Source organism: Shewanella sp. 10N.286.51.B8 (assembly GCF_041469325.1).
Classification (GTDB): domain Bacteria; phylum Pseudomonadota; class Gammaproteobacteria; order Enterobacterales; family Shewanellaceae; genus Shewanella.
Map to the genome: position 1 here is coordinate 88,028 of NZ_JBFRKG010000025.1, position 18,307 is coordinate 106,334.

At 42.4% G+C, this 18,307-nt stretch carries 15 protein-coding genes; 5 read left to right on the plus strand and 10 right to left on the minus strand.

Annotation, left to right across the window (positions count from 1 at the left end; all coding sequences use genetic code 11):
* Positions 1–52: 52 nt before the first annotated feature.
* Positions 53–979, minus strand: a complete 927-nt coding sequence (locus AB4160_RS10175; protein WP_372004499.1) for a LysR substrate-binding domain-containing protein — start codon at positions 977–979, stop codon at positions 53–55.
* Positions 980–1,212: 233 nt separating this feature from the next.
* Between AB4160_RS10175 and AB4160_RS10180 the strand changes: the two genes are divergently transcribed.
* On the plus strand, positions 1,213–2,181 hold the full coding sequence (locus tag AB4160_RS10180) for a TDT family transporter (RefSeq protein ID WP_102477072.1): 969 nt from the start codon (positions 1,213–1,215) through the stop codon (positions 2,179–2,181).
* On the opposite strand, the gene AB4160_RS10185 is transcribed toward AB4160_RS10180, so the two are convergent.
* From AB4160_RS10185 to AB4160_RS10200, 4 genes are all read right to left on the minus strand, one after another.
* Positions 2,178–4,535, minus strand: coding sequence for a penicillin acylase family protein (locus tag AB4160_RS10185; RefSeq protein WP_372004502.1), 2,358 nt, complete (start codon positions 4,533–4,535; stop codon positions 2,178–2,180). The two genes, AB4160_RS10180 and AB4160_RS10185, sit on opposite strands and share 4 nt — an antisense overlap.
* 127 nt (positions 4,536–4,662) lie before the next feature.
* Positions 4,663–5,403 (minus strand): DUF2057 domain-containing protein, encoded by a 741-nt coding sequence (locus tag AB4160_RS10190; RefSeq protein ID WP_157937405.1) that lies wholly within the window; start codon positions 5,401–5,403, stop codon positions 4,663–4,665.
* Between the two features lie 144 nt (positions 5,404–5,547).
* Positions 5,548–6,189, minus strand: coding sequence for a sulfotransferase family protein (locus AB4160_RS10195; protein WP_102439029.1), 642 nt, complete (start codon positions 6,187–6,189; stop codon positions 5,548–5,550).
* Between the two features lie 95 nt (positions 6,190–6,284).
* Positions 6,285–6,563, minus strand: a complete 279-nt coding sequence (locus AB4160_RS10200; protein WP_102439027.1) for a peptidylprolyl isomerase — start codon at positions 6,561–6,563, stop codon at positions 6,285–6,287.
* 148 nt (positions 6,564–6,711) lie between these two features.
* Between AB4160_RS10200 and AB4160_RS10205 the strand changes: the two genes are divergently transcribed.
* Entirely contained in the window at positions 6,712–7,383 is a 672-nt protein-coding gene (locus tag AB4160_RS10205) for a DsbA family protein (protein WP_102477075.1), read from the plus strand.
* 146 nt (positions 7,384–7,529) lie between these two features.
* On the opposite strand, the gene AB4160_RS10210 is transcribed toward AB4160_RS10205, so the two are convergent.
* Complete coding sequence (locus AB4160_RS10210; RefSeq protein ID WP_303458974.1) at positions 7,530–7,760, minus strand: hypothetical protein; 231 nt, start codon at positions 7,758–7,760, stop codon at positions 7,530–7,532.
* A 385-nt stretch (positions 7,761–8,145) separates the two neighbouring features.
* A complete protein-coding gene (locus AB4160_RS10215) occupies positions 8,146–8,793 on the minus strand; it encodes an SOS response-associated peptidase family protein (RefSeq protein ID WP_102439021.1) in 648 nt (215 codons plus the stop codon).
* 313 nt (positions 8,794–9,106) lie between these two features.
* Here AB4160_RS10215 and AB4160_RS10220 point away from each other — a divergent pair, with 313 nt between their 5' ends.
* The 3 genes from AB4160_RS10220 (at position 9,107) to AB4160_RS10230 (ending at position 13,757) form a co-directional block, all read left to right on the plus strand.
* The gene (locus AB4160_RS10220) at positions 9,107–11,344 is read left to right on the plus strand and encodes an acyl-CoA dehydrogenase (RefSeq protein WP_102439019.1); all 2,238 of its coding nucleotides are present in this window, start codon (positions 9,107–9,109) and stop codon (positions 11,342–11,344) included.
* Between the two features lie 245 nt (positions 11,345–11,589).
* Entirely contained in the window at positions 11,590–12,171 is a 582-nt protein-coding gene (locus AB4160_RS10225; protein WP_303445458.1) for a hypothetical protein, read from the plus strand.
* A 227-nt stretch (positions 12,172–12,398) separates the two neighbouring features.
* Positions 12,399–13,757, plus strand: coding sequence for an amidohydrolase family protein (locus AB4160_RS10230; protein WP_303445457.1), 1,359 nt, complete (start codon positions 12,399–12,401; stop codon positions 13,755–13,757).
* Positions 13,758–13,815: 58 nt separating this feature from the next.
* On the opposite strand, the gene AB4160_RS10235 is transcribed toward AB4160_RS10230, so the two are convergent.
* From AB4160_RS10235 to AB4160_RS10245, 3 genes are all read right to left on the minus strand, one after another.
* The gene (locus AB4160_RS10235; RefSeq protein ID WP_372004506.1) at positions 13,816–15,984 is read right to left on the minus strand and encodes a cation:dicarboxylate symporter family transporter; all 2,169 of its coding nucleotides are present in this window, start codon (positions 15,982–15,984) and stop codon (positions 13,816–13,818) included.
* Positions 15,985–16,392: 408 nt separating this feature from the next.
* Positions 16,393–17,325, minus strand: coding sequence for a dihydroorotate oxidase (locus AB4160_RS10240; protein ID WP_372004508.1), 933 nt, complete (start codon positions 17,323–17,325; stop codon positions 16,393–16,395).
* A 235-nt stretch (positions 17,326–17,560) separates the two neighbouring features.
* Positions 17,561–18,265: an oxidative stress defense protein gene (locus AB4160_RS10245; RefSeq protein ID WP_102477109.1), complete on the minus strand. Its 705-nt coding sequence runs from the start codon at positions 18,263–18,265 to the stop codon at positions 17,561–17,563.
* Between the last annotated feature and the right edge of the window lie 42 nt (positions 18,266–18,307).

Consider the following 18,307-nt stretch of genomic DNA (forward strand, 5'->3'; position numbering starts at 1 on the left):
GCAATCAGAAACAAATGGGCGGCATTACTGCCGCTGCAATACCTTATTGATATCAAAGCTGAACACTTGATTGCCATTGCAAACAAAACGTCATAAATCTTTTGAGTAGTGGGCTTTGGTATTTGTCTTTATGTACCAGCAGCCAAAAGCTGCGCGGCATTTCAATTGGTTGTTTGAGTAAACTAACTCGACCACTTTCTATAGCATATTGCGCGGCTAAGGTGGATAAGCAACCTAAGCCCAGCCCTGCTGAGACACTGCTAATTAACGCCTCTGTGGTATTAAGCTCAAAGGCCAGTTGCCAGTGTTTAAGTTGTGGTGCCAGCGTATTGATAAAGCATTCTCGCGATCCGGAACCTGGCTCTCTTAACACCCAATCATGATTGTCTAAATCGTTAATAGTTACCTTTTCAAGCTTAGCTAGAGGGTGCTCAGAAGCACTAATAACACACATGTTATCGGCACTGAAGGGCACAGAGAGGAGATCAGGGTGGTAATTATCTCGTTCAATTAAGGCGACATCTAGTTCAAAATCAAGCAGTTTTTGGCAAATAGTAGCGGAGTTTGAAATGAATAAACTTTGGCTGAAGTGTTGCTGTTGCTGGCGAAACTGGCTCAGTAAATAAGGGCTAACATGGTTGCCTATGGTGTCACTACTACCAAGCCTGAGTTTACCGCTATTGGCGTGCTCATCATCAAAGAGGGTATTGATTTGCTGGGCGCGATCCAGTAATTCATCGGCCAAAGGCAGCAGTTTTTGACCTTCTTGATTAAGGATAAGTCGATTATTTACGCGATCAAATAGTGGCTGTCCTAAGTGTTTTTCAAGCTCTGCTAGCGCCATGCTTACCGCCGCTTTTGATAAGTATAGTTTTTCAGCTGCTGCAGTTAAGGTGTTGTGCTGAGTAATAGCGTTAAATACATTGAGCTGCCGCAAAGATATCAGTATCGCCATGGTGTTATCATCCCCGCTTTTCATGGTTATCATTAGCGCTGACTTAGGTTTAACGCCAGTTTGCTTTTATTGTCAGTTGTTTTGTTGATGGCCTAATTATACGTTCAATTAAACTTAACGCATGTTTTAAATAATTGGATATATCTGAACAATTAGCAAGAGTAATATCAACTCAAGCTAAAAAGTTGAAACTCTTTTATTGCAATCTCTTTGATTGCTAACAAAGGGGTTTATCCGAGAGTTAAGTTGAGGCCACCATGATAAACATCGCTAAAGCTAAATTAATGACCGCTCCAACCCCTATGGCAGGCTTAGCATTGGCGATTGCTAGCTTAGGTTGGTGCTGGGAGAATCTCGCCGATTTTCAGGGTTATGGTCAATGGGGCAGCGCTGCTATTGCGAGCCTATTATTACTGGTGTTAACGCTGAAGTTTTTATTGCTGTCTCATACCTTAAAGGCAGATTTAGCGCACCCTGTGGTTGGCAGTGTAGTACCGACCTTTGCCATGGCCACCATGGTAGTATCTAACTCAGTTGGGCATTTTTACCCTCAAGTCGGTGATGCTTTATGGTTATTTGCAGTAGGGCTTCATATCGTATTTTTGATTAGCTTTTTATATCACCGCGCTAAAGCATTTGAGCTACATCATATGGTGCCAAGTTGGTTTGTGCCGCCGGTGGGGATTATCGTGGCCGATGTGTCTTTTTCAGGTAACCCGCAATTGACATTAATCGCCCATATCGCCTTGGTATTTGGCATGCTTGCCTATGCCTTGATGCTGCCGGTGATGATTTATCGTTTGATATTTACCCATGAAGTGCCTGATGCGGCTAAACCGACCATGGCAATTTTAGCGGCGCCAGCAAGCTTATCACTAGCGGGTTATTTAACGGTAACGGCTACGCCATCACCCATTATCATTGCCTTACTATTTGGCATTGCAGTGCTGATGACCAGTATTATTTATTTAGCCTTCTTTAAGTTACTAACCCTCCCTTTTAGCCCTGGCTATGCCGCGTTTACTTTCCCTATGGTCATAGGCGCGACAGCATTATTTAAAATGATCAGCTGGATGCAAAGCATTAATATGGCTGAGCAATACATTCAGCAAGTGCGGATACTGGCTATTATAGAATTATCGATAGCCACCGTGGTAGTGGTGTATGTGGCCGCGTGCTATTTACACTTTTACCAACCCCGAAGGGCAAAATCCGCGCAAGTTTAGCGCGGCTTAATGGTTAATGTGTGCTCAATAGTTTGTGGCAATAATGGCGTAGCTTGATTATTAACATATTGCTGATAGCCACTACGATAATAAGGCGATAACGGGTGGCCAGATTGCCCACCAGGAATGCTCATGATGGCATCTTGCTCATTGCCCGGTTGTACAATAAATCGCTGTGAGGCGCCAAATGAGGCACCTTGCACCGCTGGCATAAAGCTGTCGCCATAACCTTGTGCAGCAGGCATATCTAACCAATGGCTCAGTAAGGGCATCTGTTTTGAAAATGGGTGCTTAATGTCGAGCTTATTTACCTCACCCCAGCGTAAATCAGCTAGCTGACTATCTTGACTGTGCTGTTTAAGTAAGGCGGTTTTAGCCTGTTTGTAGGCGCTGATGGCAAATTCATCCCAACTTTGGAATTGCTTAGGTAGCCAGCTTTTAGGCTGCTGATTGATCAGTTGCCACATAGGCGTTTCTAAATAGCGCTTAATCACAGCTAAGCTGCTGCCTTGGCTTGTTAGATTAGTTTCAATCGGCGCAAAGCTTTGATCTATCATGGCGGCGCGAAAATGTTTTACTAAGCTATAGCCCACCGAGTCTGCACAGGCACAATCGCCCCATTGATTGATGAACTTAACATCTTCAGCGAACCGTTTGGGTTGTTGGCTTAGCAGATTAAGTAGGTATTGCTGCCAAGGCTGTAAAAATCGTGCTTGATTATCTAGCTGCAAATTAAAAAAATCAGTTTCAGTAAATTGCTCTTGCTCATGTAATCTGTCCCGAATTTGCGTAGCGCGGGCCCCAAGAGCATAGCCGCCATCACCGAATTGGGCTAAATCTTGGGTGGAGAGCACCCGTGAATTAGCGGTCCAAATACGATGGCTGAGTGGGTTAATGACACTTGGGACATTGGGTTGGGGTTGCTGCCAAGCTTGGGTTTGCACTTCAGTTGCTGTTTGAGCGACATTGGCAGGATTACTACGACTTGGTAGCGCGCCAGCTATCTTCCAGCCCGCGTTACCTTGGCTGTCTGCTAACAACATATTTTGTGCTGGAATACCGATACTGCCGGCTAATGCCATGGCTTGATCGACTGTGGTTGTTTGCTCTAGTTCAATTAAGCCCATATTAACCGCATAGTCTTGATGGGCGACCCATGATAGTGCGTAGTTTTTATCATTAACGGTTTTTACCGGGCCATATTCACTGACTTGTACTGTATGCATCACTTCTGAGCTGGGCAGTTTAATCGGCTCATATTCAAGCGCTATTTCAGTGTTGGCGTCAATTTCAACCCAGTCAGCGGTGTCCACATAACTGTTGGTAAATCCCCAAGCGAGCTTGCCATTAGAGCCCACAACAATGGCTGGCGCGCCGGGTAATGAGACGCCAGTTATTTGCGCCGATGGATTGGTATTATTTGGGACATTATTGGTTTTAGCATCGCTAATGCTGGGGTAATTTAATTGCGCTCGATACCAGATAATAGGTACGGCAAACGATAAGTGCATATCATCAGATAACATTGCCCGGCCAGACTTGGTAAGCTCTCCGGTCACTGCCCAGTTATTGCTGCCGACCTCTAATGGGGCGGTGGTTGTGCTGCTGTTTGCTTGAGCCAAAAGCTGGGGCTCAAGTGTTGGGATATCGCCGTCAAAGTAGGGGATTTGGCTATCATCAAGAGCTGCCTGATGGTGGCTTGTTTGGGTTAAAAATGCCAGCATATCGGGGCCAAAGGTCTGTTTTATTTGGGTTAAGGCCATATCTCGCTTAATGGTATTGCCTTGTAAATCAAGATACATACTAAATATGACCAATAAGCTGTCGGTTTCATGCCATGGTTGAGGACTTGATTGGGTGAGTAGGTATTCAAATGAGGACAGAGTTTGCGCCTTCAGTGCGGCATTTACCCCTTTAGTGTAAACCCTAAGGGTTTGCTTTTCTTTTGTGGTTAAGCCATCAAATATCATTTGTGCCCGTTTGCGTAGCTGATGAAAGCGGCGGTTTTTATCGCGCTCAAGTGCCTTTTCACCAAATATTTCAGCCAGTTCACCTGCGGCATTGCGTCGTAATAAGTCCATTTGAAAAAAGCGGTCTTGGCTGTGGGCATAGCCAAGGGCATAAGAGGCATCAAGGCGGTTGCTGGCGCTGATAATCGCCGTGCCGAGTTCATCACGTTCAATGGTGACAGGCGCTGTTATATCTTGGCTATTAAAGCTTGTATTTAAGCTGGGCATACTTAGGCGCAATACACTATAAATGGCTAATAACACCAGCATGAACAGTACGACTAGGCTGGTGAGCGTGTATTTGGTGACGTTAGATTGCAGCACCTTGGTAAAGCTAATAGACATGGTTATGACCCTAAAGAATATTCGAGTCTATGATAACCAAGGTTACTAGTTTGTTAACAGCATTTTGTTGCTTATAGCAAAATAACTTAACGTTATAAAATAGCGTTTATAAATTAGGGTTAGTTAATCATTGCTGATTAATTTTGGCTTTAAATTTAGCGCGAGTTTCTTGATTGGCTTTACTGTACCAATAATCGAGCATTTCAGTGATTTCTGCCTGATCTTGAGCAATTGTCTTAGGTGTCATCGCTGTCGGAGCTAATGCTGGCGCAGCCGCGACAGTGGCAGGTGCTGCTGTGGTCGTTGACGCAGGAGTTATCGTTGCTGTCGAGGTTATTGTTGGTGCTGCAGTTAACGCTGGCTTAGTCGCGAGATTGGCGTTGTCGACACTTAGCGGCGTAAAGCTCATGGCGGCAGGTTTATTGCTAAGGTTGTACTGGCTGAGCTCAAGCTCAAAATCGCGGCCTAATTGCAGCCCATCTTTTAGGAGTAAATCTTGTATAAACTCCACAGGTAGACCTTGGCTATTGGTAAGGGTTAATTGGGGCGATTTATTAAAGCTATTGGCGGCATTTCGATTGCGTATGCTTGGCAGTTTAAGGCGATAGGTATCATTACTGGCGCTAAACTTTACGATCACCGCTTCAGATTTAAATTGCGTTTGCATGCCGCTATCACGGTAATTAACCTGATAGCGAAATAGCAGCTGATTGTCACCTTCAACCAAAGTCACTTCATCAGTATCCAATTGTTGGCCATTCAATAGCAATACATCAACACTACTAGGAATATCTAATACGCTAGCGGCAAAGCTTGCAGGGCTGGTGATGACGACGAGGAGTCCGATGATAAGTGGATGTAATTTCATGGTGTTCTCATTATGGCTAGAAGTGGGTATGGTCACTATTGGCATTGAATGATGCTGAGCGAGCAGTGACTATTTGTTCAAAACAATGCTTAATCGTTCCATTAAGTTATAGCAAAGCTCGCCTGAGTTACAACTTAGGCATAACTAACTTTTAGGAATTTGATAATCAAAAAACTTGCGATGTTCAGGGCCTGCTAAGTTGGTGTTCACTTTATTAGGGTGCTTATATTCGCCCCAGCTTGCCACATGGGTGCCAACATTAAGCTGTGGAAACTCAGCAGTGGGGCTGTCATGTATACCAATGAAGTTGAGTAAAGTTTGCAGGCTATTGTTATCGCTAAGTTTTATCGATAGAAAGTCATCTCGATGCTTAAAGTAATGGTAAACAGCTTGTTGATGCGCAAGGTAGCAAGCTTTTAAACGCGCTTCATCTAGCAGATTATCAGCGTCTAACGGGCCAAAAGTTTGTTTGAAACAGCGCTTAAGGATCGGATGGAAGGTGCCGGTTTTATCGGCAAGGTTTGGCCTCATTTTTGTGAGCAGCATTTGTATTGACGCAACCCAAGTGTCGATAGGTCGGTCGATGTAGACAAATTTGGCATCGGGAAATAACTGATCTAACTGTGGGTAATCACAAAAACAGGGCACATCTGAAACCACATCGGCCACTTCAAAAGCGCGTTTGGTTAAACCGATATGGGCGACTTTTAATCCCTGTTCAAGTAAGGCAGCACTCACGCTGGTGGTGCCAGTTCTGGGCAAACCAATGATAAACACTTTGGACATGATTGCTCTCGATTAATACTCAAGAAACAATGATGTTAGGCTTGGGTATGGTGAGTTAAATGTGCGCCGAAAACGCAATAAACTAAGGTGGCTCCTTAGGTGCGGTACAAAATTTTTATCACATGCCAACCGAACTTGGTTTTAACTAAATGGGGGGTAATAAGCTCACCAGTAAAACAGACTCTATCGAATTGTGGTACCATTTGACCTTTTTTAAATTCACCTAAGTTACCGCCACTTTTTCCTGAAGGGCACGATGAATGTTTTCTTGCTAGCACATCAAATTTAGCGCCATTATCAAGTTGCTTGATTAAGTCTTCTGCTTGGGTTTTGTGTTTAACTAATATGTGCAGTGCTGCAGCGGTTCTGGCCATGGGGACTCTCCAATCAATAATGGCCAGATTATACCTTGTTTAATGGCAAAATTTGAATCGAATTTAATCGCCCGAGTTTGACTCTGATTTTTAGTTGAATTGATGGTATAACAGCTAGCTTAGTCCCTTTAAAACAGATGAGTGATACATGCCTCAACGACTCAGCAGCCCGTTAGTGGATCAGCCATTAGCCCGTAAGCAAGTGCAATTGTTTTACGTTTACGACCCTATGTGCAGTTGGTGCTGGGGATATCGCCCCACTTGGCTGGCATTAGCTGAGCAAATCAAGCTGCAGTTGCCTCAGGTGCAACTGACATACCTGTTAGGCGGCTTAGCCCCAGACTCCGATGTGCCAATGCCACTAGAAATGCAGCAATTTTTAGCTAACACCTGGCAAAAAATAGCGACGCAGCTAGGAACCCAATTTAATTTTGATTTTTGGCGTCAATGCAAGCCAAGGCGTTCGACTTATCCCGCCTGTCGGGCTTGCCTTGTGGCAAGGCACTATGGTTTAGAGCAGCAAATGCTGTTTGCCATTCAACAAGGCTATTATTTGCAGGCGCAAAACCCCTCAGATGACAGCACACTCATTGCATTCGCAAGCCAACTGGGTATTGATGAAGCAGACTTTAGGGCGAAATTAACCTCCAGTGCCACGCAGCAGCAATTACTGTCTGAGCTTAATGTTGCTCAGTCTTTACCTAATGAGGGTTTTCCGTCACTGGTATTGGCGATTGATCAGCAAAGCTATTGTGTTCCATTGGATTATAAAGACGTTAATGTCAGTCTAAAAGCGATTAACAAGCTGTTAGCTGAGTAACTATCAGTTATTTTTGGTTAATGACAGGCACAAAAAAACCAGTTGCAAGGCAACTGGTTTTTATTGCTCTTTATAGAGCGCTTACACTTGATTAACTAGTTTGACCAAATCTGGATTATGGACAATCTACATCAAGACTAAGTTAGTTATTCTACTGTGTGACAATCAGCACAATCAGTAATAGTTAGATCTGATGTGTGTAAATCAGTATCTAATTCGTGATGGTCAGTAAAACCATGACAATCATCACAAGTTGCGATGGTTGCTTCCATTTCTGTATGCTCTTCAACATTAATAGTATTGTGACAATCAACACAATCAACAGCAAAAGCAGAACCTGCAAACATAAGTGCAGCAATCATAGATAAATATTTCATAGTAACTCCATCATCAGTTAAGGGGCTTAATCGCCCATGCTAAGAACCTAAGTTGGCCTTAACAAACTGCGCATACTCAATGAACCAATATCTTAATGAAAATAAATCCGTTACTTTAAAACTAAGAACACTGAAAATTGGATAGCACATTTTTTAAATTAGTCTTTGTAATACAGCCTAAACTGCCTTACTCGAAGACTATCTTATCGATTTATGTTAATTGAAACTTAAAATTGCCCTTAAAGCTACAGTTTTGCATTTTCTAGCTTAGTTAATTCTCAAGGTTGTGATCTGCTTAATAAAATTCTAGAAAATTAAAATGTGTTAACCCTATCCGAGTTCAGAATTAACAGGGGGAATTTTTTGGAGAAAGCGGCTTAATCATTTAGGCGCGACAGATCTTAATCCATTTATCTGGTAGTGGATTAAGTAATGGCTGGAGCTGCGAAACATCGTGATAAAGCCAGTTGTTAATCTCGGTAGACGGAATAAACAATGGCATGCGGTGGTGATACTGAGCGCATTTATCATTAGGGTTAATGGTAAGTGTAACCAGTTGATTTTCTTCAGGGTACAGTATGCCAGCCATAAACAATGGCTTATTAGCTGCGTGACTGAAGCGATACTTTTGTTTTTTAGTCTGGCGTTCATCGCGCCACTCAAACCAAGCACTACAAGGGATGATACAGCGCTGCTGTTTAAAGGCATTGGCAAAGGTTGCTTTGTCGGCCGCGGTTTCTCCTTGGGCATTAATAATGATTTTTTTAGACCAATTAGGTTTTATCCCCCAAAGGCTATTTATGACAGTTAAAGGCGGAATATTTGCCGAGTGACTTATTGTTGCAATTGCAGTGCTACTAGGGTCTGCGGCATTTATTGATGGGGTTGTTTCAGGGCAAGTACGAGTGATGCAGGTAACAGTATCTGTTGGGCGTAAATCAAGGTTTGTTTGTATCGACAGTGGCATATCAAACAAGTCATCAAGTGTTTGCTTCATGCCATCAAATAGCATTTCAATTCTGCCACACATCATTTCGGCCCCTTTTTATTTCCATTCACTTAAAGTAGCATTTTTTCCCATGAGTTTGACTAATGATTTGTGTCGAGTAGCTTTGAAAATTTGCTTAAATAGCATTCTCGACTTTAAAAATTCAAACGAGCGTATAAATTTTTTAAAAATTTTTTGCTTCAGCGCACACGTGTAAGTTTATGAAATGCTGGTATTATTTTTTAAATGTTACTTTGTCGTTGTAATTATTGGGTTTATTTTTAATTAGAATGTTTGATCTAATTTAATTTTTGTGACGTAATGCACACTATTAGTCTGGTCTGATGAGTGTAAAACTATGAGCTTAAGAACAACATTTAAAAAAGTATTGCCAAGTATTTCGACGACAGAACAAGAAGCGTTAGATGCCGGAGATGTTTGGTTAGAAGGGTCTATTTATCAGGGCATTCCTGATTTTGCCGCCTTACGTGACATTCCTGGGGCAACGCTGTCAGCTGATGAGCAAGCTTTCCTCGATGGCCCGGTGCAAACATTAATCGAAATGGTTGATGATTTTGAGATTCAAAATGGTAAACACTTACCAGACAATATTCTTACTTACTTAAAAGAGAACAAATTCTTCTCTTTAATTATTCCTAAGTCTTACGGTGGACTTGAGTTTAGCCCTTATGCTAACTCAACTATCGTAGCGACCATTGCTGCTAAAAGTTCTGCGGTTGCTGTTACGGTCATGGTGCCTAACTCTTTAGGTCCTGGCGAGTTATTAATGCACTACGGTTTAGATAGCCAACGTGACTTTTGGTTGCCTCGTTTAGCTAACGGCCAAGAAATTCCATGTTTTGCGTTAACAAGCCCTGAAGCGGGTTCTGATGCTGGTGGTATTCCTGATATTGGTACCGTCACCATGGGTGAGTATCAAGGCGAGCAAGTACTGGGTTTATCAGTAACTTGGGATAAGCGTTATATCACCTTAGCGCCAATCGCTACGGTACTCGGTTTAGCGTTTAAAGTTGAAGATCCACAAGGTTTATTAGGTGGCAAAGAACAGCTTGGTATTACTTGTGCGCTTATTCCTAAGGCGCACCCTGGTGTGCAATTAGGTAACCGTCATGATCCTATGGGCTGTCGTTTTTATAACGGTACTACCCGTGGTGAGAATGTGTTTATTCCAATGGACTTTATTATTGGTGGTCAAAGCAACATAGGTCGCGGCTGGCAAATGCTGGTTAGCTGTTTAGGCGCAGGTCGGGGTATTTCTCTGCCGGCTTTAGGTGTTTCAGTTAGCCAATGTTCATTTAAGTCTTCTGCTGAATATGCCGCTGTGCGTGAACAGTTTGGTTTATCAATTGGTAAGTTTGAAGGTATTCAAGAAAAGCTTGCAGATATTGCCGGTAAAACTTACTTGCAAGAGGCGATGCGAGTGCTAACCACTGAAGGATTAGGTTTAGGCTTAAAACCTTCTGTAGTAACAGCTATTGCTAAGTATCACATGACAGAGCTTGGACGTGATGTTCTTGATTCTGCTATGGATATTCAAGCTGGTAAAGCGATTCAACGTGGACCACAAAATACCTTAGCATCAGGTTATGTGGCGCAACCTATTGCAATTACCGTTGAAGGTGCCAACATTCTAACCCGTAACTTGATGATTTTTGGTCAAGGGGTGATGCGTTGTCATCCTCACTTACAAAGTATGGTTGAATCAATTCATAGTGATGCAAGTGATGCTGATAAAACCTTTAACCGTATTTTCAGACAAACCGTAGGTTACAGTGTTGGTAATAGTTTACGCGCATTCAAATTAGGCGTATTGCCATTTACTGCTCCAGCTTCATCTGCATTGCCTGAAGTTATTGGTTACGAAAAATCAGTACACAAGCTTGCATCTAAACTGGCTGTTTATGCTGACTTCTCGTTGCTTGTATTAGGCGGCAAGCTTAAACAGGCTGAAATGATCTCAGCACGTTTAGGTGATGTAATGAGTTACCTTTATGCGGCGATGGCATCGATTCGTTTTTACGAGCAAAAAGTGTCAGCAGATGAGCGCACGCAAGCTAAGCCATACTTTGATTACGCAACTCGTTGGGCGCTATGTAAAGCTGAAGAAGCACTACTAGGCTTCCTAGAGAACTTCCCATCTAAGCCGACTCGTCAGTTCATGCGTTTAATCACCATGACTTACTCAGCTAAAATGCCAAAAGTGAATGATGATTTGGTCAGAGAGCTTGCCCATCAAGCCCAGCTTGATACCACATTTAAAAAGCAGTTAACTCATTTAATTAAGCCTGTTGCTGGTGATGGTAACTACATTAATGAGCAAGCTTACTTAGCTAAAATGGCATGTTTACCTATGCTAGCTAAAGTGAAAAAGGCCCTTAAACAGCGTGTATTTAAAGCTGGGGTTCGTTTCTCGTTAACACTGGATGCCGCGCTTGAAGCTAAGGTTATTACAGCCGATGAGCATAAGCAGCTGCAAGATTACAACTTAAAGCGTGAACGTGCGATCCGAGTTGATGAGTTTGATTTTGATATGAACATAATTACCGATAAAGCGGATTTAAAAATCGCTAACTAATATCGCTAAAATCAGCCTTGTTTAGGATGTTAAAAGCCGCTTTTAAGCGGCTTTTTTGCGTTTAGGGCTTATGTTGGCAAGATTAATGTTTGATTAATTGTCGATTAAATTGTAACCGGCTCACAATTTTGTATTAAAGCTGTATTTTAAGCGCGTCTTAATCATCAAAGTTTGATCTTAGTTCGTTTTTTGCTCAGCGCTAGGGCGTATAAATTAATGATGGTCACTAACTTTGTGGAGGAATAATGACTCGTGCTTATAACAGCAAATTGGCGTTAATACTCAAGGTGACTTTTATTTGCTTGCTGCCCAGTGTTGGTCATGGTGCTGAGGCCATTGTGGGCGGCGTTGTGGGTTATGCCGATTATAGCGCTTCTTCTGTGGGGCTTTCTGATACTCAAGAAAGTGGCATTAATTACCAATATCGAAGTAGCATTAAACTTAACCCCAGTAATCGACTCTATGGCGCTTATTCCTATAACTCTGATGATATGAATCAACATGAAGGGATTTTAGTGTCCTATGACAAACTATTTTCTATTGACGATGCACATCATATCAATTGGTTTATTGGGGCATCGGCGGGATTAAGTGGTAACCAAATTCAACTCACCAATTTAGATAGCAGTTATCAAGACAGCAGTAGCAGTTACGTTTTTGGTGGTCAAACAGGGCTATTGTTTGATTTAGGCCATGACTTTAGTTCTGAACTTGGTTTTCGCTATTTAAAACATAACTTCAGTTCCAGTGCTGGTAACGACAACAGTTTGTCATTGTCCCTAAATGATAGCGAGCAAGTGTATTTTGGCATTGATTTTCGTTTCTAGTCCTAGGGAAAATTTACGCTTGAAAAAGTTGGATAGAAAAAAGCCCGCTCAATACTCAATTGTTCGGGCTTTTTTATGTGGTGAAATCAACTTAGCAAGGTATTAGCTATTACTTTATCATTAAATAACGGGATTAATTTGCTGCTGAAGATGTGAATAGCTTGTAAACACGCCTGTGGTTAGGCATGTTAATACTCAGGAAATTAACTCATAAGAAGCAGGGAATTATGACAAGGTTTAATTCAAGACTCACAAATGCGCTTTCTAACAAAAAGCCTTATCAAAAAGCCTATAAACTGGGATTGCTGGTGAGTTTATGCAGCACACCATTTGCGCTTCAAGCAGCAGACTTTACCGTTATCCATGCCGGGGAGTTACTTGCTGTTGCAGGTGAAAAGCCGACAACTAAGCAATCGATAGTGATTAAAGATGGTCAAATCAGCGCCATTAATAGTGGCTATATTGAGCTTCCATCCAGCCAAATAACTGAAGCAGATACCCTTGAATATATTGACCTCAAAGACAGCTTTGTCATGGCGGGTTTAATGGATATGCACGTGCATTTACAAGGGGAGTTAGGGCCCAATAATGACAGCGAAGCATTACGCATGTCAGATGCCGATGTGGCAATGAAAAGTGCTTATTTTGCAAATAAAACACTGTTAGCTGGTTTTACCACAGTAAGAGATTTAGGCGCCAAGCCTGAGCAGATTTATGCGCTTCGTGATGCGGTTAACAAAGGCTGGTTGGCAGGCCCTCGAATTATTGCCTCAGGCGGCGTCTCTGTCACTGGTGGTCATGGTGATGTGGATGGGAAAAGCCCTGACTTACTGGATATGCTAACCTCTAAAACCATTTGTGATGGTCCCTTTGATTGCCGCCGTGCTACGCGTCGAGCGATAAAATATGGCGCTGATGTGATTAAGATTACCTCTACAGGTGGCGTGTTGTCAGATACCAATACTGGCACAGGCCAGCAGATGGCCAATGACGAGTTAAAAGAAGTCATTGATGCAGCGCATGCATTAGGGCGTAAAGTCGCCAGCCATGCCCATGCGGCTGAAGGGATTAATGCGGCTCTGAGAGCAGGTGTTGATAGCATTGAACATGGCAGTTACGCCAATAAAGAATCGATTAAGCTATTTAAAAAGTCAGGGGCTTACTTAGTGCCAACCCTGTTAGCGGGTGACACTGTGGTTCAAATGGCTAAAAGTGATGGCAACTTTATGTCTGAAGCAATTAAAGCCAAAGCGATTAGGGTCGGTCATGATATGCAAAACAACTTTGGTAATGCCTATAAAGCGGGGGTTAACATTGCTTTTGGTACAGATAGCGGCGTATCACGCCACGGCGATAACGCGAAAGAGGCTGTGCTGATGAGTCAGGCGGGGATGAGCAATCAAGATATCTTAGTCAGCGCGACCATTAACGCTGCTGACCTTATTGATATGAGCGATACTCTAGGCACGCTAGCACAAGGTAAGCATGCTGACATTATTGCAATGAAAGCGAGCCCCCTTGAAAGTATTGATGCCTTACTTGATGTTCATTTTGTCATGAAATCAGGTAAAGTACATAAGCAATAACCTTGGCTAATCATTATCACCAAGGCTCCCGAAGGAGCCTTTTTAATGGATGGTTAATTTAGTCAACCCAATGCAGTACATCACGAATAATCGACCATCGCGGCACTGGTGTGGTTGCGCCTTTTCCTAGCATCCAATAATCATAAAATTGTTGCTGGTGGCCATCGACTCGGCGCAGTTTTTGCCAGTTATTAATGTAGTTTAATAGTGACTGATTAGTTTGTGCGACAGCATAAGCCACAGGATAGCGATTTTTACCTTCTAAAATAGCAATGCCGTAACCTGGGAAGAATAATGTCCAAGCTGAACCTGCTTCAGCGCTGATCACCACCGCATCGTATTTGGGCTCTTTTTGCCTAAAGAAATCTTTATAACCGTCAATTTTAACAAAATTAATATGAGGCAGTTTTTTCTTGGCATCGGCAATTTTATCATCATGTTCAACATAGGCGATGGTGGTATTTTCCATTTCGAGAATGGACTCATCAGTTTTGAAGCTATTAACCCGATGATCTTGAGTGGCAATGGCGATGTTAAGCTCTAGCACTGGTTCGCCATAACTAAGCCTGTCCATTTGTTTGATATCCATTGACAGCCCCGACATGGCGACATCAAAATAGCCAGCCTGTAATGACGCTGCGAGCTTATCTTTTTTGAACGGGATAAACTCTACCTCGACTTTCAAGTCCTCCGCCAACTTAGTGGCCATTGCAATATCAAAGCCCACTAACTGGCCGGCATTATTGTAGTAACTAAAAGGCACATTACTGGGAATGTAACCGACTCTTAGTAAGCCACGTTGGCGAATGGAATGGACGCTGGCGATTGCTTGAGTGGGCGTTTTACCGATTTCAGGGTATTGGCGAGTCACTTTCGTGGGCACTTTGTCAGCCACTTTCATGTTGGCGATCACCTCACTGGTGATATCAGGGCTATGTATAAATAATCCCATACCTATGCGGCAAACAACAATGGTGACCGCGGTACTGGCTAAAAGCCCAACCGACATTTTAATTAATTGCGGTGGTCGAATTTTCAGTGTCCCTTGGAATAAGCACACGGTTAATAACGTAAGGACAAACAGGTTCATCACAGCTGCAATAGAGTTGAACTTGCCTGTGATAAAGCCTGACATGACAAATAGTTGGAATAAGTCTGAAGGTAGTTGCACTAAGTCCAACATAAAAGGAATTGCGACATACACACTACCAAATAATGATAATAAGCCACTGACAGACAACGACGGCATAGCGCTGATATCAACAGGGGTGCCATTAAACCAACCCGCAAAGTACACAAATAAGATAACGGTTAATTTACCAATATTGGGGAAGGTAAATGCAATTGGCACCAAAATCTCAATTAAGGTGACGCCATCTTCAGTTAAGTTATTATGCTCACGCATAATTTGCTTACACTCAGCAATAATCACCGGAATAACAATAAAGATATTACCGGTTGCAAAGGCGGTGACCAAACTGGCTTTACTGATATTAATCGTCTGCCTATAAGTAATTGGCGTTAACGACGAGACAATCCAAGGTAGCACTGCGAATGTGAGTAATAAACACAGGGTAAAATAGCTAATAAGATAAACCTGCATACTGGCAAACTCATCCACTCCCATAGTGCCTGCTGCCGATGCTGACATGGCAAAAATACCAATAGGCAACACTTTAACTAAGCCTTGGGTTATCCGAGAAAAGGCTTCAGTGATGGTATGCATAAAGGTTAATACCAGTTTTTTATTATCACCCTCCATACCGATCAACGCTAAGCCTAAGGCGATACTAAATACCACCATCGCAGGGACATAGCCTGCTGCCATTGACTCAAACGGGTTTGAAGGAATATACAGTTTAAAATAATTAATCGGCTGGGCAGGTTCGATAATACTGGTACTGAAAAATGAGGCAGATTCAATAAACGGAAAAGACAGTGGCATTAAAGCGGTGAGTGCTAGGCCGACTAACCATAGCAGTAACATGATGGCGCCAGCGCGGCTAAAAATTAATATGGCAGTGCTTTTTTGCAGCTTGCCTATCCCGCCAACTAGCGACACCACAATGTAAGGTAATACGGTCATTTGCATTAATAAGATAACGCCATTACCTATCGTGCTAAGCCAGCCAACAGACTCGCCAAAAAATAGTCCCACAGCAAAGCCGACAAACATAGCCACTAGCATTTGGGTTGAACTGGTCATCGCAAGTAATTTTTTAAACACGGTTATGTTCCATCTATTATCTGGACTTGAGGGTAAACTCACATCAACCATTAGCAGGCTAATGTTTTGATAATGCTACAAAGTTGTTGCTCAAGTTTAATATTAACAGTGTTAGTTTGGATTAGGGATAATTTAAATATAAATGTTCTAGATAATTTGTCGTTTTACGGCTATAGGGTAATAAAAAGCCACTGTGAATACAGTGGCTTGAAAGTGCATTGGGAATTTGAATCGCTATTAAAGCGGTTTTAATTTGCCTTTAGCGTCATTAATACATTGATAGCCTTTACCTTGCATAAAATCAGCGAGTTCAGCTTCAATACGCTCAAAGCAAGCTTCGCCTTCTTTTCAAAACTGGTGGCTATTTGTATAGCATCAGCACCCGCGAGCAAGTATTCAAAGGTATCATTAAAGCGGTTTTAATTTGCCTTTAGCGTCATTAATACACTGGTAACCTTTACCGCGCATGAAGTCAGCGAGTTCTGTTTCAATACGCTTAAAGCAAGCTTCACCTTCTTTTTCAAAACAGGTCGCGATTTGTACCGCATCAGCACCGGCGAGTAGGTATTCAAAGGCATCGATTCCGGTTTTTATCCCGCCAACGCCAATGATTTGTACGTCATCATCCAGCAGTTCACGAAAGGCGCGCACATTGGCTAAACCGACAGGTTTAATATAATCACCACACAAACCACCAAAGCCGCCTTTAGGCTTGATTATGGGTTGCTCAGTGTACGGGTCGATAACTAAAGTGTTGCCGATTGAGTTAATGCAGGTGATAAATTTTACTGGATATTTTTTGATGACATTGGCTGCTGCCACAAAATGTGACATATCAAAATAAGGCGCCAGTTTAATCCCAATTGGTTTATTGCCTAGCGCTGTTAGGGCAGCGAGTGCTTTGTCAGTTTGTTCAAAGTCATAGGCGACCTGCGCTTTACCGGGGATATTAGGGCAAGAGAAGTTAACTTCAATTAGGTCAACATCACTGTTTTGAAAGGCGCTGACCATTTCAATATTATCTTCAATGCTAAAGCCTGAAATGCTTACAACAACAGGTTTACCTAATGCTTTTAATTGAGGCACCATTGCTAAATAAGCTTTATAACCTAAATTGGGTAAGCCCATCGATTGAATCGAACCTAATGGTAAATCTTTATAGCGTGGCTCAGGATTGCCTTCGCGCGCTTCCATGGTACAAGATTTAGTGACCACAGCAGCCGAATGAGATTGGGCAATCGTGTGCAGTTCATCCCAAGTGGTGCACTTGGGGCCAGAGGCATTCATTAAGTAACTGTCTAAGCTAATACCAGCAATTTCAGTGGATAAATCGATTTTCATGAAGCGTCCTCTTGGTGGAATAAACAATAAAAAAGCATGTGTAAATTGCGAGGTAGTTTATGCAGCGGGACAATAGAGGTATTGATTAAAAACAATAAATATGACAAATGTGTGATTATTTTTTAAGAGTGTTAACTAGAGCGCATAAATGCTGCTGTTCTTTATGCGCTGTTCTTTATACCACCGAGTAAGGCGGCGATGAACTGTTGCTGTTAATCGCCACTTACGTTTATAGCTATTTTAATTTGTAAATGACCTCAACACGCTCCTCGACACTGACTTGACCGTATTGATAGCTTTCGGCCGTGTCACTTTGCATTGCCGCCATACGCATCATCACAGGTTGTACCGACTGCTGAGTTAAGTAGCTGATTTTCCAAACACCATCGAGCTCACGTTCAAAACCTTGGGCCAGTGATTTAGCTTTTTGCTTGGCATCTTTAATGGCTGCTTGTCTTGCTTTTTCGACCGCTGCAGTTTCGTTTGATGATTTCAAACTGATATTTTGCACTTGATTAATGCCTTCTTCTAATGCGGAATCTAAAATGTCATTAAGCTTAGGCAGCTGCTTGATGGTAACAATCACTTGTCTGTTAGCGCGGTAACCCACTAACTCTTTAGGTTGTTTCGAAGGGTAATGGTATTGCGGTTGGATGCTCAAATTAGCGCTAGATATCGCATTTTTATCGACTCCAGCATCCTTGAGTCGCTTGATGAATTTAGCGACGGCTTGATCAACAGCGACTTTAGCTTGCTTGGCATCATCTTTAGTTAGGCTGACTTGAACTGAAATTACCGCCATATCAGGGGCTATTTTTAAATGGCTCGTACCAACCGTTTCAAGATGTGGGAAATTATAGTCAGCAGCAATAGCATTTTGAGACAGTGAGCCAAATAGTAATCCTGTTGCTAGCAAACCATTCATTAAGGTTGTTTTTATAATGCGATGTGTTGATGTTGTCATGTCGTGCTCCAAACAATA